This is a genomic window from Hymenobacter sp. DG25A (assembly GCF_001280305.1).
Taxonomy (GTDB): Bacteria; Bacteroidota; Bacteroidia; order Cytophagales; family Hymenobacteraceae; genus Hymenobacter.
Genome location: NZ_CP012623.1, coordinates 396058 through 412082, shown reverse-complemented (window position 1 = coordinate 412082; position 16025 = coordinate 396058). Strand labels below are relative to the sequence as shown.

The window sequence follows — 16025 nt, the reverse complement described above, 5'->3', positions numbered from 1 at the left end:
TTTTTTATGGCTGGCGTATTCTTAGCGGCGGTGCCGACGGCTCTTTTTCTTCCGGGCGGCGGCTTTCTTTTTTGCAGCTGCCTTACGGGCCGCAGATGTTTTGCGGGCCGCAGTCTTTCGGCTGGTGTGTGCAACCGAAGCAGCACGCGCGGTGGTGCGGTTAGAAGTGCTGGAAGCAACCGGCTCTGCCACGAGCTTCTCCGGAACTTTAGCGGCGGCTTCGGCCTCCGCCTCCCGGGCGGTTTCTATGTTGCGGGCCGTCATGCTGGGCGATGGTATGGCCACAGACTCTGCCTTGGAAACGGACTGCTTGCGGCGCACGGGCATCAGAAAGTCCCGCTCTACCCGCTCCCGGGCCGATAGTTTTTCTTCGCCCGGCAGGGCCGGTTTCACCGGCACGGCTACCTTGCCATCGTGGTCAATAACCGGGGCTGGGGCAGCCTTTTTCTTACCCTGGGCAAACACTCCCGCACTGCTCAACAGCAGTCCGACTAGAAGGAAAATAGTGCGCATTTACTACTCTTTTCGGTGGACAGGGTGGCAAAAGTACCAGATCCTGAATCGAATAGCAAACTACACCTTTGCCTACACGCTGCAAAAGCCCTTTCACAGCGCACAGGCATCGATGGCCAAATTAAAAATGCAATTTCACCCTACTTTCCTGCCATGCCAGAAATCAGCACCCGCGTACCGGCCGAATGGCTGGTAAACTCCGGCGCATACAGGCACTGCAGCTGGGAGAGGCCACCCGAAAAATCACCGCTCTGGGCCGCACGCAGGCGGTACTCAAAGGTGTGCATACCCTTCGGGAAAAAGCCGATAAAGAAGTTGTTGGCCGCGTCGCGGGGGCTCTCATAATACCCCAGGCCGGACTGGTAGCGGTAGCCTGAGGTCTGGCTGATGAGCTCCAGACCAGCGGCGCGCTGGTCTTTCAGATGCACGTACTCCAGGTCACGGTCGGAGCGCAGTACGAGGCGCACCACCAGCACGTCGCCTACCCGCAGCGGCGTGGCGGCGGTGAGACGCTCCAAGGTGGGGCCGCCGGCCGTGCGCTGCTCGCGGAAGAGCTGGCGCTCCAGGCTCAGGGGCGTGGCAGCCGGGGTTATCTTATCAATCTGCTCAAAATACTGCCAGTACAGCGCGCCCCAGGCTACGCCGGCATCGGTCTTTTGCACCGTTACCTTACCCTGGGCGGGTTTGATTTGCGTGGCGGGGAAGGTGGTTTTGAAGTAGCCCGTACCGGCCTGTTGCGTGCTGGGCTTCACAGTCTCCCCTCCTACCGTTACCTGAATGGGTTTGGTCGGCTGGAGCCAGTCGGAGCCGCGCAGCAGCAGGGCGTAGCAGGCATCGGCGGTGGCACGGGTGCTTTCCCAGTTCTGGGTTTGCTTCTGCTTCAGCAGCCACAGCTTCATTTCATCCACTGATTTTTGGTCGTTGCGCACTTCATCGAAGGCTTCGATGAGCGTGGCCTGGGTTTCTGTGGGTGCTTCGCGCCAGTAGTAGCCGCCGCGCACCTCTTTCCAGTACATGCCCAGCTCCGGTGAGTGCAGGGCATTTTCCGAAAGGGCCGTGAGAATATCCTTTACGGCAGCCGGCTGTGTTTTCTGCCGATGCAGGGCCAGGGCTGTTTGCGCCTGCAGGTAGCGCGTGTGCACTTTCCAATAAGTGGCGGCTTGCTGTTGATAATAGGTTTCAGCGGGCTGGGCTGATTTGGCTACGGCCTGTTTCCGCCAGAAGCTGCGGGCGTACAGCGCCTGAATCTGAACATCCGAAACGTGCTGCTGCTTCAGGTCTACGCCTTTCTGCTTGCGCAGCTCGGTGTAGTCGTGCTGTAGCTGCTCATCGAGGTAGCGCACGGCGTTTTCCAGCAGCGGGCGGGCCTGGGCATCCTGGGTAGCATCGAAAGCGCCCAGCTTCTGCAGCTTGCCGAAACCGGCAATAATCAGCTGGGTGATGTACCGGTCATCGGGCATCTTCTCAAACCAGGGGAAGGAGCCGTTGGGATGCTGCATTTTGGCCAGCTTGGTGAGGGCTCGGGCAGTTTCCGCCTTCAGGCGCGGCTCGTCAAACAGCTCCGTCAGCCGGCGCATCCGCTCGGTTTCATTTTGCGCATCACGCACCCACGGGGTTTCCTGCAGCAGCAGGTTTTTGAGCTCCTGGTTTTGCTCCAGCTTGCTGGTGAGGGCGGCTTTGTCGCCGCTTTGAGCGGCGCGCTTCCACTCTTCCAGCACCGTTTTCAGACGCGGGTTGCTTTGCAGGATCTTCGCGGCTATCAGGTTGGCATACAGGCGGCTAAATACCTGCTCGGAGCACTCATAGGGGTACTCCATCAGGTACGGCAGGGACTGCACGGCATACCACGCGGGGTTTTCGGTCATTTCCAGCGTGAGCGAGTAATTCCGGCGCGTGGGCGACGTGGTACTGGTCAGCTTTTTCAACTCAAACTCCCGTGTGGCCGGGCCTACAATAGGCAGCGGCAGGCTCTCGGTAACCAGCAACCGGTTAGGCAGCACCGGTAGCGTGTTTTCCTCGCCATCGGAATAGGTTTCTACCGGCTGCTTTTTGGATTTGCGCTTCGACTGCTTGGGGGCTTCCGTTTGGGCTACTACGCGGTAGGTTATGGCTTCCAGCGGCAGCTCACCTTCGGCGGTTTCCGGAATTTGCAGGTCCCAGCCCACGGCGCTGCTTTGGTTGGCGCTGAGGGTGAACTTCTGCTGCGCGGCCCCTTTCAGCAGCTTTCCATCAAGGGGCTGCTGAGTGCGGGCATCCAGCAGAAACAGCTGGGCAGTGCCGCTCATGGGTTGATCAGTGAGGTTGCTGAGCTTGGCGGTGAGGCGCAGCTGGTCGCCTTCCCGGAAGAAGCGCGGGGCATTAGGCGTTACCTGCAGCTGTTTCTGGGTAACCAGCTCGCGGCGCAGCAGGCCGGTGTGCAGTTGCTGATCGTGGGCCAGGGCCAGCAGTTGCCAGCGCGTGACGGCTTCCGGCATCTGGAACTCCAAGACCATTTCGCCTTTAGCATTGGTGCGCACGGCTGGTAACCAGCAGGCTGTTTCACGGAAGTCTTTGCGGGCTTGGATGGCGGAGAGGTCAACCTGTGGTGGCGCCGACTTCTCCTCAGCTCCTAGGCCTGTGACTACCACTTCGCTGAGTTGCTTTCCTTGAGCCATGTCCATGGCTGCGGGCGCAGCAGCCATTTCTACCTGACCTGAAACCCGGGCTGTTTTGCCTTTGGTAGTTTTCCTTCCACCACCATTCTGTACGACTACGCTTTCATAAAGCATCATACCCTGGTTATCTAAATAACCCCACTGATTCAGCAGCGGATATTCGACTAAGTCAACCTGGATATTGGGTTGCTGCCCAGCTAAGAGTATTCTAGACTCCTCCGTCCCAAACTGTCCATTCCACGCCAGCACAGCCGGAAAATACGGTTTCGGGAATTCCAGCGGCATGAAAGAATGTGGCCGGAATACATCCAGCGACTGATCATACAGGCTGGCCATCAGCTCCGCATCAGCGGGCTTGCCGGCGGTATTATAGATGGTGACGCGCCAGGTTTCCTTCTGGCCGGGCTGGAGCTTGTCGCGGAAGGTGGCAATGCTGAGCACCAGCGGCGCAGGCGGCGTAGCTACCTGCACCGGGGCCGTGTGGGTGTACAGGCGGTTGTCGCGCACTTGCGTGGCGTGCAGGTAGAGCTGGGTTTCGCCGAGGGCAGCCGGCACTGCTATTTCCACCAGGCGCTGCTCATTAGCTTTCAGCGTGAGCCACTCGTGGCGCAGGGTTTTGCCCTTGGCCTCGGCTTCCACCAGAATGCGGGCACCGGCCTCACTGCTCCCCACCAGAAAACGGGCCGTTTGTCCGGGTGCTACGCTGTCCTGCAGGGTAACAAACCAATCCGGGGCAGGAATTGGCAACTCTTTGGCCGTGGGCGAAAACAGTGTAAAAGCCCGCTCCGTTTTAGCCGGCGTTCCGATAGTTGTGGTGGCCGTAGCCTCCAACAGGTAGCGGCCGGGTACCTGCTGTTGCAGTTGGGTAGCCAGAGCCGTTAGCTGCGGGGTTTTCTCGGTATCGAAATCCTGGGTGAGTACAAGCGTGCGGGCCCAGGTGCTGTCGTTGTCTTCCGGGCCGTAGGCATCCAGGGGGAACTGCCGCTTGAACTCCTCCCGGCTCAGGGCTTCGCGCTCGGGCCGTTCCCAAAGGCGGGGGCGCAGGGCGCGGGCGGGCGGGGTGAGGCGGTAGAGGCGCAGCTGGCCACGCGCGACTTGCGGCTCGCCGGCCGCATTGGTGCTGAAGAGCTGCAGGGCCGGCATTTTGTCACGGTTCAGTAATTCGGGAATTTCTAGGCGCAGGTTGAGGGCCGTGGTGCCCAGGCTCACGTTCTGCTGGCCGGTGCGGGTTTCGCCGCCGGCGTCCGTCACATCAGCCGTTACTTCAAAAATATAGCCCGGTCCCCAGCCGCCGCGCCCGCGCCGCATTTCTTCATCGGCCTGAGCCAGGAACGTAACGGCAAAGCCACCCGCCGAATCGGTTTGGGTAGTACCATTCAGGATTTCAACCTCCCCTCCTCTCCCGGGGCCGGGGTAACCGATTTTTCCTCCGCCACGCCCATAGTAAGGCTCAAACAGCGGCCATACGGTGCGGCGCACCACGCGGTACTGCACCGTGCCGCCGTCAATGGGTTGGCCGGCATAGGCCGTGGCTTTGCCGCGCACCGTCACCTCCTTGCCCAGAACGGGCGTGCCTTGCACTGGCCCAAACGTAACCTGGAACGTAGGGCGCTTGTAGTCTTCCACGGCGAAGCTGACGCCGCCATTATCGGTTTGAAGGCTCATTTCTCCGTTCAGCAGGCCCGTGGGCAAGACCAAGGAGCTGTTGAAGGAACCAAAATCAGAGGTAGTAAAGGAAAGGGTTTGTACCGTCTGGCCATTCACGTCGACCAAGCGTACGGAAACGGATTGTTTGGTCAGAAGCCGGGCTTTGCCAGCCAGGCTTTCAGTCAGGATGCCTTTGAAATAGAGCGTCTGACCAGGGCGGTAGATGGCGCGGTCAGTGTAGAGAAAAGTGCGGCGCTCGGGTTGTTCGGCCTCGGGCGTGCGCAGCCGGCGCGGACCATAGTAGCCGCCTTCGGTTACCAATAGGGAGTCGGGACCCTGGGAAAGCAGAACCGCCTGTAGCTGAATATTCTGTTCGGTGGTCGAGCCTATGGGGAGCTGGGTCTGACCCTCCGCGTTGGTGGTTTGTACCTCGCCGCGGCGCTGTTTGTATGTACGGCTTGGCTGGTCGTAATACTGAAAAAAGGGCAGCGCTTTTACGCCGGCCAGCGGCTGGCCGCCTTGCCGATGCAGCACCAGTAGCTCGGGGCCGTCCTGGGTTGCGGCGGCGCGGCGCACCTGGCTTAGCTCGCTCACACTTACTTCCGCAGTGGCCGTGGTCACGCCGGGGCGGTTCTTGGTAGGGTCGTCGGCCGCCGTGCTGACGATAATCAGATAGCGACCGAGGGGCAGTGCTACGCCGGCCTGCTGCACGGAGTGGCTTTTATAGTCCGGCGTGCCGGGCACATTCAGGGGCCAGACTGCCGCGGGCTTGGCGGCCAGCACGCGGGCGTAGCGCTTCTGCAAGGGCTGTACTTCGCCTCTTTCTTCCCGGCTGAGGTAGCGCATGGCCTGCGCAGTACTGATGCGGTAAGCCCGGGCGTACAGCTTGGCTACGTTGCGCACCTCCAGTTTCAGCAGCCAAGGCTGGTTGGGCAGCAGTACTTCCTCAGCGGTAAACTCAAGCGTGACAGCTTCAATACGCTGCCGAATGGCCTTCGCCTGCTGAGCACCCCGGGATTTGGGAAAGCGCTTTTCTGCTTCCAAAGCTACTTCCCGGGCTTTGGCAGGTTGGCTTTCTTCCAGTTGGTCCGCTAAAGCAGCCAGAAACTCGGTGCTGATGGGCAGCGTTTGATACGATTGGGCTTCCCGGGTCAGGGCGGCAGCATAAAGGGAATCTTCCTTCGCCATTTCGGCGTGCTCCTTCACAATGGCCAGCCGCTTGCGGTCCACATCGGCCAGGGCCGCCAAGTTTTTAGCATCCTGCAGGCGGAAGGCTATGAGTTGCTGTAGCACTTGCAAGGCATGAAACTGACCGTTAAGCGAATCGGCTTTAGGCGCGGTGAGCCGGAGACGGGCAAACTCCGCGGCCGGGCCAAACAGGCGCGCATCTTTCAGCTGAAACTGAGCAGCGGGGCGCGTAACGTAGTATTCATCGTTTTGCAGGCCATCCACGGCGCGGTGGGCCAGCAGGTCGTAGAGCGTGGGGCGCAGGGCACGGCCTTCAGCATTGCCACCTCTAATGGCGTAGCCCAGCTGCGACAGGAACAGCTGTTGCTGGCGCTGCGGCTCATCGGCAATGGAGGCTTTGTAATGCTGCACTACGGCGCTGCCGAGGCGGGCAGCATCCCAAGTGCGCAGGTCGGCGGCGCTGGTATCGGTGGGAGCTGCACTTTGGTTCGCGCCCTGGGTGCGGTCGTAGAGCTGGTAGCGGTGCTCCTCGTAATAATTGGCGTAGAACTGGGCCAGCAGACTGTGCAGGATAGGCCGGGCGGGAAATTTCGCCTGCTGCAAATCGGCTTCTACCAGCGCAATGGCTTTTACATCCGCTTCTTCCTCCTTAGCTTCCAGCAGACGCAGCTTGTAGAGCAGGGCGCGCAGATATTCGGGGGTATCCTGCTGCTGGCGGGCCTGCTGGTAGATTTCATCCACCAGCTTTTTGGCGGAGGCTGTCTGATCCTTCGCCAGCAGCGCATCAATCTGCTTCCACTTTTTGGGGTTGGGGCCAGCGGGGGGCGTGGGCGCGGAGGAACCACTGGAGAAAAGCATCAGCAAGAGAAAACAGGCGGAGAGAAGGAAGCGCATGGGTGGTTACCGCGGCAAGCGGGCTAAGTAAGTATCTACTAGATGCCATTTATCAGTCAAAAGCATACATGCACGCACAGCTTTTTAGCCCTTGCCATGCCCTTTGTATCCTATTATGGCTGGTTTTCAGGCTATATACTGCTAACGCTATACCATCTTTATCCTATTAGTCAGGCCGTAATTTTCTCTGCAGGGAATAAGCCTAAAAAAATTCACATGAAATTATTAAAATAATACTCAGATAAATTCTGGTTCTCTACTTTCACCCCGTGACGGGTTTCCGTCATTTCAACCTATCCCTTTTTATTTATTGAACAGTATGAAAAAACAACTTCGCAATGGTTTATTAATGAGTGCCTGAATACTAGCAAGTAGCGCTGCTCAAGCTCAGATTACGGTTGGTCCACGTGTCGGCCTTAACATTGCTTCTGCAGATTATGAGCATAAGGATAAAAGTTATGATTCAGACCCTAAATCTATCTTGGGTCCGCAGGTAGGGGTTACCCTAAATGCTCAGTTTGGCAACTTCTCGGTGCAGCCGTCCCTGCTTTTCTCCCAGAAGGGTTTTAAGATAGACTATTCGGAGTCTGATCGGGGCTACACCTTCCATGTGGAGACTAGCTCGCGCTTGAACTACCTGGAGTTGCCGATTAATTTCGTGTACACGGTGGGAGGCGAAGAAGGCTTTCAGGTTTTTGCCGGACCTTATGCGGCTTTTGGTATCAGCGGTAAATACAATTACAAGGCAACGCTCACCGGCAATGGCACAGATGAGAGCCAGTCGAATGAAGCTGACATTCACTATTCAAACAAGATTAAAAACAATGACAACGTGTACTACCGGGCGCTTGATGCGGGCTTAAATGCAGGTATAGGCTACAAAGTGGGACCCGTTCAGGCATAGTTGGGCTATGAGTATGGCTTAACGAACCTGTTTCCTAACTCTCCTAATGATGAGGAGCCGGATGCCAAAATGCAGAACCGGGTGCTGCATGTATCAGTTGCCTATTTCTTTGGCGGCAAGTAAGCTGCGTTAACCTTCTGATAAAAAAGAAAGCCCGTTTCAACAATTGAAACGGGCTTTCTTTTTGTGTTTGATGCTCTATTGGGCTTCGGATTGCTCCGCGTTGGCGGTGGTTCGGCCGTCCAGCACCCGCTCGGCCTGGGCCAGGTGGCGCTCCAGGTGCACAACCAGGAACTCCAGCTGATCGGTGAGGCGCAGGCGTAGCAGGGGGATGATGGGATTGGGGATGCGCACGCGGTTGGCATTTACCTCGCGGGCTACTTCAATAATGCGCAGCAGCTCATCCAGCTGCCGGCCAAACACCTCCACTACCGTGCGGGGCAGGCGGCTGCCGCTGGGGGCATATTTCTGCGGCGATGTCAGGGCTTTTACACTAGCCGGGGTGCGCATGGCCTCGGTCAGTTTCTTGCCAATGAGGCCGTGCTTTACCAGCTCGGCGGGCTTGCTGCCGCGCTGCCGCGCCAGGCGTACCCGGCGCATCATATCCGGCAGGTAGTGTCCGCCAATAATGTTCAAATGCTCCAGGCACTGGCCCACGCTCCATCTCCCGGGGCCGGGGCGCATGTTCAGCTCCTGCACATCCAGCGGGCGAAAGCGCTGGTTGTTGATGGTGCGGGCACGCTGCACCACCTGTTCGAGGTGCGCCAGAAAGTCTGCGGTTCGGGTGGGAGTAGCGTCCATACAAGTATTACCTAGGTGCCCCAAGGTACGGCACTCGGGGCGTTTGGCCAACCTAAGCCATGACAATAGGCGCAAATAGATGCCGGGAAAGCACATTTGCGCCTATTTTGCTTCCTATGCCCCGCCAATTATCCAACCCTTCCATTCTATAGTGCAGTTGCTTATATTTAGCCTATGTCGGAAGCTACTTCACCTCTGCCTTGCCTTGTTATAGCTGCCGATGCCTTGTTGGCACAGCAAGCCGAGAGTTTTCTCGCTACCTCTCCTTCGCTCCAATGCCTGGGCAAGTATCCCTCCCTCGCTGCGGCGCAGGCCCAACCCGGGCCGTCCCCCGCCATTCTGGTGCTGGACGAAGCCACCCTGCTGGACCAACCAGACTTTACTTCCCTGGCCTGGCCCGAACCGCCAGTTGTGATTTGGTTGGCGCAGGCACCGGATGCGGTTCCGCCCCTACCATGGCCCGTAGCTGATGTTGTAGAAAAGCCGCTGCACTTTCCCCGCTTTCTGAAAGCCACGCAAAAGGCGCTGGAAATGTGTCTGCCGCCCGTTTATCAATCTATGCCCACTCCCAACAACAATGATTTTATTATTATTAAGCAAGGGAAGCAGCTGCTAGAAGTAGTGTTTGATGAGGTGCGCTACGTGGAGGCCCTCAGCGACTATGTGCATATCATCACGGGGCAGCGCAAATTACTGGTGCATGGCACCATGCGGGCCATGGAACAGCGCTTCCCGAGTCCGCTCTTTTTACGGGTGCACCGATCCTATATTATCAATACCAAGTGGGTGCAGGCGCTGGAGGGCAATACCATTACCATCACCCACAAGCAAATTCCCATCGGCAGTACCTACCTCAAGCGGGTACGGCATGAACTCAGAGCCCTGTAGGCTTAGGTGGCTTATTAAAGTTGGCCTATGCTGGTAGCAGGAGTCTGGCTTTTATGTTCCTGCTATAATCAGATTGTCTTTGATAAAGCATATTAATAATTAGACTTAGATAAATAATTTCTATAATAGTGTACTTTATACATATTTAATTGCTTTATTTACTCGTCCTATACTACCACCTAGTACCCTATTGTCATGAAAAAAGCTGTTCTCTTCGCCTTTCTCTTGTCTCTCTCGCTGGCAGGAGCGGCGGCACCATCCGGTGAGGTTACCCGCCAGTACGCCAATGAGGTTACCCGTAAGCTCACGGAACAATTAGCTTTAGATGAGGGGCGGTATCTGCAAATGCGCCGCCTGGTGTATGAGCATCTGGTGCAAGCGGCCGAGATAGACACCCAATACGCCGACGATAAGGCCGTGCACGACCAGAAGCAGCAAGCCCTGCAAGCAGAGTTTGCCGCCCAGCTGAAAACCGTGCTGACGGAAGCCCAGTACACCCGCTACACCAATCTGGCCATCAACCTGTTGGCCGATTCATCTACTCATAAGCAGCCCTAGCGCCCCTCAGAAGGCATCTGCAGGATCTGCAGCGTTTGCTGCCACAGGTTCTCGTAGGGAATAATTTCAATTCCTGCGAAGGCTTCGCCCGGCATTGGCGTTTGTTCCAGCCGGGCGAAGAGTGGCTGGCCTTTTCGCTCGCAGGCTTTTATATCAAAGTTTTCCTTCACAGTAAGCTGTAGCAATCTAAAAAACAGCTTGGTGCGCTGTGCGGCAGGGTTCCGCAAGTGCTTACTGGCATACTTTCGTAAGCCTTCCAGGCGAGGCAGCAGTGCTTCTACATCTCGCAAACGCAGGTAGTGCAAAAACTGCAGAATCAGAATAGCTACGTTTAGCCCCTGCTTGTCCCGGCTGTGCTCCGGCAAGGTTTGCATGAATTGTGTGAAATGTAAACCTCGTAAAGGCGAGTTTTCAGGGTCAATGAAATGGTGATAGGCCCGATATAATTCCCAACGCTGGTGGGCTGAATCACGCAACTGAGAATAGAATGGGTTTTGGAATACCATGTTCAACAGCTCATTGGCTTGCGCATAATCGCCGGCATGCATGGCCAATGTCAGATACAATTCCAGCAGCACAAACCAGTTGCCGGAGGAGCGGTGGAATGCCTTCAGATATTCGGGAGCCAGCTTTAACCCCTGCCGTACATGCCGGGCCTGCAAATGCGCATACACGCTGTAGTACATGTTATAACGCCTGTCGAAGCGCTTGGCATTCAGCTTACCCCGCTGGTATAGCTTTTCAGAGGAGGCTGTGGTTTGTATAATGCCCTCATAGTCGCCAATGAGCTCCTGCTGCATCAGGCGCAACTTATACAGGTAATCGTATATCCGGAAGGTATGGGCTTGCTTGTAGTATTCTTCCGTTTGCTGAATAAACTCGGGTAGTTTATTCAGCAAGTTCTGGCGCACCCGTACCCGGTCAGCCAAAAGCATCTTTGCTTCCCAGAAAATATGCCCCGCCTCATTTTCTATGAGAAGCAACCGCTCAACCCGCCGTAGCTGTGTACAAATAGCCCGAAATTGAAGTACCTGTCGCTGTTCAGCATAAATCTGACGGAGCCCAAACAGACAGTTTACCTGGTGGGAAGTAAACTCGCCTTCTACTGTAAGGCGCAGGCATTTACGGTAGAGTTTCTCAGACATGGTGTACTCCCCTTCCCGAAGTAGTACCCCGGCCTGATAGAGCAGATCCAGACATTCCTGCTCAAAGCGCCGGTAGACGGGGTGCCGCGTATCAGAATGATCAAGAAAATAGAGATTATTCAGCAGCTTATGCTGTAAGCGAGACTTTAGCTTACGCAGCGCTGTTTGCTGCGCCTTACCATGATTACCATATAGCTCCCGTGTTGCCTGCAGATTAGTCAGGTTATGGTTAGTCTGAAGAAGGTGCAATAATTGTCCCTCTTTGCCTTTCCCAGCTTTAGCAGTGAAGTCTACAACGGGCAATAATTTCTGCCGTCGGTTGGAAACGATTCTGGCTACTGACCCTATCTCTTTCATCTAAGGAAAATATTATCTAATTGTTAGCAACGAACCACTTTCCCTGAAAGCCCGTTCTTATCCTAGCACAATAATCACCTCTGAGTGCTATACCCTCTAGGGGCTATTTATTATTGTGTCTAGGCCATCTTTTTCAGGTAACACAATGTCACAATTATACTTATTATTCTTCTGACTATGAAAGTAAAATACAAAACTATCTGCAGTAAATTAGCAAATTCAACGTCTTACATCAATAAAAGTCATAATTCCTGTATTAATCCAGGATTATACTTATAGTCACGTTTATCGTTGTTACTTCCTTTACTTCCTTCTAATTTTGGAAGAAATTCGGGACACTTAATAGCTTCTACTAACCCATTCCTTACGCCACTGGTCATGTTCGAACTCCTCGCCCTCATTCTGCTTCAGCTTGCTACAATCTTTCATTCTCCCAATACTCCTAAGCCAACTACTACCGCTACTACGGCTACTGAAACTACTCCCCCCACTCCCCCTACGGTTAATACAGGTGGCGGAATCTGGGGTGAAGGGCACTAAGGTATAAGGAAGCTGTTACCTCCTCTTGCTGCCGGTGTTAAAACTTGGCTAACTTGCCCGGCAACGTACCAAGAGGTGTAGCTCCGATGAACCGTTACTTGTCGACTTGTGGGGTTGTGTTGCTGTTATTGTTGGGCTGTCGCCAGGAAACGAAACGGACGGATAACGTCCGCATTCGATGGCCCCGCGACCCGGAAACACTGCACCCGCACACACTGGCAAATGCGCTAGCCATACAGGCCATTAACCTGACCTACCAGAGTCTGCTGGCTATTGATGCGCCCCAACAGCGCATTGTTCCGTGGCTGGCAGAAGCACTACCGGTAGTACGGCGGGCCGGAAATACGTCCTACCTGACGTACCGCATCCGGCCGGCTGCTACCTGGGACGATGGCCAGCCCATTACGGCCCAGGACATTCTATTTACGCTCAAAACCATGCGGTGCCCGGATCTGCCCAATGAGCGGATGCGGGCTACGTATGGTTTTGTGCGTTCGGTGCAGCTTGATTCCACTGACGCCCGGCGGTTTACGCTGGTTTGCAACCAGTTTGCGCCCGATTATGTGCTGACTTCCGGGGATTTTGCCGTTCTGCCGGAACATTTACTGGACCCCCGGCACCAGCTACGGGCTTTTTCTTTAGGCCAGCTGGACTCTATGGGCGCCAGCTCTCCGGTAGTGAAGCAATTTGTGCAAGGCTTTTCGCAAGCCCGGCTGGAACAGTCTCCGGGTAAATATGGCAGTGGGCCCTATGTGCTGAAAAGCTGGCAATCGGGCCAGCGGCTGGTCTTTGCCCGCAAAAAGCCATGGTGGGGCGACCAGGTAATACCTACTCCCGCCCCTTTGCTGGCCCGCCCTAACCAGATTTCCTTTCACATCATTCCGGATCAGACCACGGCCTTGCTGGCTTTGCGCCGGGGAGATATTGATGTGTACAGCAGCCTGCCCGCCACCGATTATCAGCAACTGGCATCGTCTGCCTCTGATCAGAAACGGATAGCCCTTTATGCCTCGGACTCTTATGAGGCAGTAACTGTAGGCTTCAACACCAAAAAACCGACGCTGGCCGACCGCAAGACCCGTCAGGCAATCAGCCACTTATTTGATATTCCTACCCTGATAAAAGCCACCCAGCATGGCTTGGCTTACCAAAGCGCCAGCCTGATCAGTCCCCACGACAAGCATTATTACAACGATAGTCTGGCACCGGTAGCGTTTAGCCCCGCCCGGGCTACGCAGCTGCTTACCCAGGCCGGCTGGCAACAGCAAGCCGATAAGTCCTGGCAGCGGCAAAGCGCGTCTGGCCCGGCCCAGCAACTGGCGCTGTCTATTAGCTACCGGGCCGGAGATGCTGCTTATGAATTTACAGCGCTGCAGCTGCGCACTGCCGCGGGCAAGGTGGGCATTCCCATCAACCTGCGCCCTACGGAGAGCAGCGTGCTGACGCAACAACTGCAGGCAGGGGCTTTTGATTTATATATCCGCTCCCTCATCGGCAATCCGTTTGCGCACAACTTTCTGCCACTGTTGCATTCCGGCAGCACCGGCGTGAATGGCGGCAACTACACCGGGTTTGGCAATACCAGCTCCGATGCCCTGCTGACGGAACTGGCCGCCGCTCAGGATACCGTGCGAAAGAAACAGATGCTCCGCCGGCTGCAGCACGTTTTGCAGCAGGAAAACCCGCTCACGGTGCTGTACTTCAAGCGCAACCCGCTGGCCGTTGCCCGGCGCTTTACCGATCTGGGCCTCTCCGGGCTGCCGCCGGGCTATGAGGCCACGCGCTTTTCGGTGCGCCCGCAGCCGTAAGCTTATGCCACCCTTGCTGCGCCAGATCCTCACGTCCACCCTATCGGCGTGGGTTATTGCCTCCATCATTTTTTTACTTAGCCGGAGTATGAGCCCGGCTGATGGGGAACAGTTTGGACTGACGGAAAATATGCCTGGCACTACCGTCCTAACCGTGGCGCAGCAGCAGGCCGCCCGCCAGCAGGTACGCAACCGGTTAGGCCTCAGCCAGCCCCTGTTTTACTTCACTCTCCATGCACCGCCGGCTGGTGCCCACCTGTTACTGCCCCGGCTTTCCTGGCACGGAACAGCCAACCAATACCATGCCTGGGCGCGGGGGTTAGCCCAGGGCCAGATGGGTACTTCATACCGAAACGGCACGCCGGTAACTGACTTACTGGCCACTGCCCTACCGCGCACCTTGCAGTTCACCTTACCCGCGGCCCTAGCTGCCGCGGCCTTGGCCGTGCTGCTGGCTACGCGGCTGGCGGCCAGGCTCTGGTGGCGAACGGCGGTTATCAATCTGCTGCTGATCCTGGACAGCATCCCGCTGTTTTTGCTGGCGCTGCTCTTACTGCTGCTGCTCGCCAATCCGGATATGCTTACCTGGTTTCCCGCTTATGGCATGGGCGAGGCTGACGATTTATCGGGATGGAATCAGATGATGAATACTGTCTATTACCTCACGCTGCCTACGCTTAGCCTGATACTGGTTACCCTGCCCGGGCTTACGGTGCAGCTGGAGGCCGCCCTGCAGCGGGAACTGGCCATGGACTATGTCACAACGGCCCGGGCCAAGGGCCTGTCGACGCAGCAGATCATCCGCCGGCATGCTTTGCGCAACGCCTTGCTACCACTGCTTACGCTGCTCGCCGATTTGCTGCCGGCCGTACTAGCCGGTGCGGTAGTGGTGGAAGTAATTTTTGCGCTGCCGGGCATGGGGCAGCTGCTTTCGGATGCGGCCACGGCGCGGGACTATCCTGTATTGCTGGGCGCCTTGCTCGTGATACTGGTGGCCCGGTTAACCGCCTATATTCTGGCCGATGCGGCCTACCGCTTAGCAGACCCCCGCTTACAGAAATCGGCTGCATGAAAACCAAACGGCGGGTTATTCCATGGCAACGGGCGCTGGCGCTGGGCTGGCTGGGGTTGGTGGGGGCGCTGGGAGTTTTCGCCCCGTGTCTGCCCTTGCCCTACCTGCCTGCTACTTCCGACGCTTTATCGTTAAGCACTCCACCGCAACTTGGTTCCGCTGTAGCCGCGGCCCACTGGCTGGGTACCGATGCGCTGGGCCGGGACGTACTTACCGAATTGGTATATGGCTGCCGCACCCTTCTACTGGTGAGCTTACCGGCTACCCTATTGCTCACCGCCGTTGGTATGGCGTTAGGCAGCGTGGCCGGTTATTATGCTGTTTCCAGACTACGATGGGCAAAAGCGTATTGGGTGGCGCTGGCCCTCTGGCTGGTTTGCACCCTGGCGTATGCTCCTTTGCTCGGCGCCGGGAATGCAGCTGCTTACTTACAATGGCTGCTGGCCTTGGGAATAGGCACGGTGCTGGCATTTCTGTTACGTTCTTTTAGCTGGGGGCGGCAGCCGGCGGCTTTTCCCATTGACTCCCTGGTGCTGGGAAGCGCGGCTTTGCTGGGCTCCGTGCCCCGGCTGATATTGGTACTTACTGTGGCGGCTATTCTACCCTTGTCGTTTGTTTCTATGCCTTTGCTGCTGGGCCTGACGTGCTGGCCGGGCATGATGCGCCTGGTGCGGGCCGAAGCGCTGCGCATTCGGGAGCTGCCCTACTTGGAAGCGGCCCGGGCCCTGGGGCTTCCGGATAGCCGCATTGTCAGCCGGCATGTGCTGCCCGGCCTCTGGCCGGTAGTGCGGGCAGCCTTTCCCTTATACCTCACCCTGATTGTCACAACCGAGACTACTATTTCATTTCTGGGGGTGGGGCTGCCGGCTGAAACCGCCAGCTGGGGGCACCTGCTCAGCTCGGCCCGACTGGCGCCCGGCAATTGGTGGCTGATTGTATTCCCCGGTTTCAGCCTGGTTTGTACCATTATCAGCCTGCGTTTTCTGACGCAGAAGCAGGTTTTTTCAGCCTCAACTCCCAAATAGGCAATTAAGCAATGTCACGTTTTGGGCTGAT

The 16025-nt window shown here is 56.7% G+C and carries 10 protein-coding genes; 6 read left to right on the top strand and 4 right to left on the bottom strand.

Translation table 11 applies throughout. From position 1 onward, the window contains the following. Positions 1-21 precede the first annotated feature (21 nt). A complete protein-coding gene (locus AM218_RS01770; protein WP_157547471.1) occupies positions 22-513 on the bottom strand; it encodes a hypothetical protein in 492 nt (163 codons plus the stop codon). Positions 514-653: 140 nt separating this feature from the next. Continuing rightward, complete coding sequence (locus AM218_RS01765; RefSeq protein ID WP_197274003.1) at positions 654-6860, bottom strand: alpha-2-macroglobulin family protein; 6207 nt, start codon at positions 6858-6860, stop codon at positions 654-656. Positions 6861-7257: 397 nt separating this feature from the next. Here AM218_RS01765 and AM218_RS01760 point away from each other — a divergent pair, with 397 nt between their 5' ends. Then, positions 7258-7800, top strand: a complete 543-nt coding sequence (locus AM218_RS01760) for a porin family protein (RefSeq protein ID WP_082318021.1) — start codon at positions 7258-7260, stop codon at positions 7798-7800. 198 nt (positions 7801-7998) lie between these two features. Here the strand turns inward: AM218_RS01760 and AM218_RS01755 are convergent, their stop codons facing one another. Next, positions 7999-8601 (bottom strand): DinB family protein, encoded by a 603-nt coding sequence (locus AM218_RS01755; protein WP_054411282.1) that lies wholly within the window; start codon positions 8599-8601, stop codon positions 7999-8001. Positions 8602-8775: 174 nt separating this feature from the next. On the opposite strand from AM218_RS01755, the gene AM218_RS01750 reads away from it, so the two are divergent. Both AM218_RS01750 and AM218_RS16645 read left to right on the top strand, forming a co-directional pair. Next, positions 8776-9489 carry a LytR/AlgR family response regulator transcription factor gene (locus AM218_RS01750; protein ID WP_082318019.1) on the top strand — a complete coding sequence of 238 codons (714 nt, stop codon included), beginning with the start codon at positions 8776-8778 and terminating at the stop codon, positions 9487-9489. A gap of 195 nt (positions 9490-9684) precedes the next feature. Next, entirely contained in the window at positions 9685-10047 is a 363-nt protein-coding gene (locus AM218_RS16645) for a hypothetical protein (protein ID WP_157547470.1), read from the top strand. Here the strand turns inward: AM218_RS16645 and AM218_RS01740 are convergent. After that, entirely contained in the window at positions 10044-10982 is a 939-nt protein-coding gene (locus tag AM218_RS01740; RefSeq protein ID WP_157547469.1) for a hypothetical protein, read from the bottom strand. The genes AM218_RS16645 and AM218_RS01740 overlap by 4 nt on opposite strands. A 1223-nt stretch (positions 10983-12205) precedes the next feature. Here AM218_RS01740 and AM218_RS01735 point away from each other — a divergent pair. From AM218_RS01735 to AM218_RS01725, 3 genes are read left to right on the top strand one after another with little or no spacing between them, the layout of a single operon-like run. Next, entirely contained in the window at positions 12206-13897 is a 1692-nt protein-coding gene (locus AM218_RS01735) for an ABC transporter substrate-binding protein (protein WP_197274002.1), read from the top strand. Between the two features lie 4 nt (positions 13898-13901). After that, positions 13902-14969: an ABC transporter permease gene (locus tag AM218_RS01730; RefSeq protein WP_197274001.1), complete on the top strand. Its 1068-nt coding sequence runs from the start codon at positions 13902-13904 to the stop codon at positions 14967-14969. Continuing rightward, the gene (locus AM218_RS01725; protein WP_054411273.1) at positions 14966-15994 is read left to right on the top strand and encodes an ABC transporter permease; all 1029 of its coding nucleotides are present in this window, start codon (positions 14966-14968) and stop codon (positions 15992-15994) included. Before AM218_RS01730 ends, AM218_RS01725 begins: the two co-directional genes overlap by 4 nt. The last annotated feature ends 31 nt before the right edge of the window (positions 15995-16025 follow it).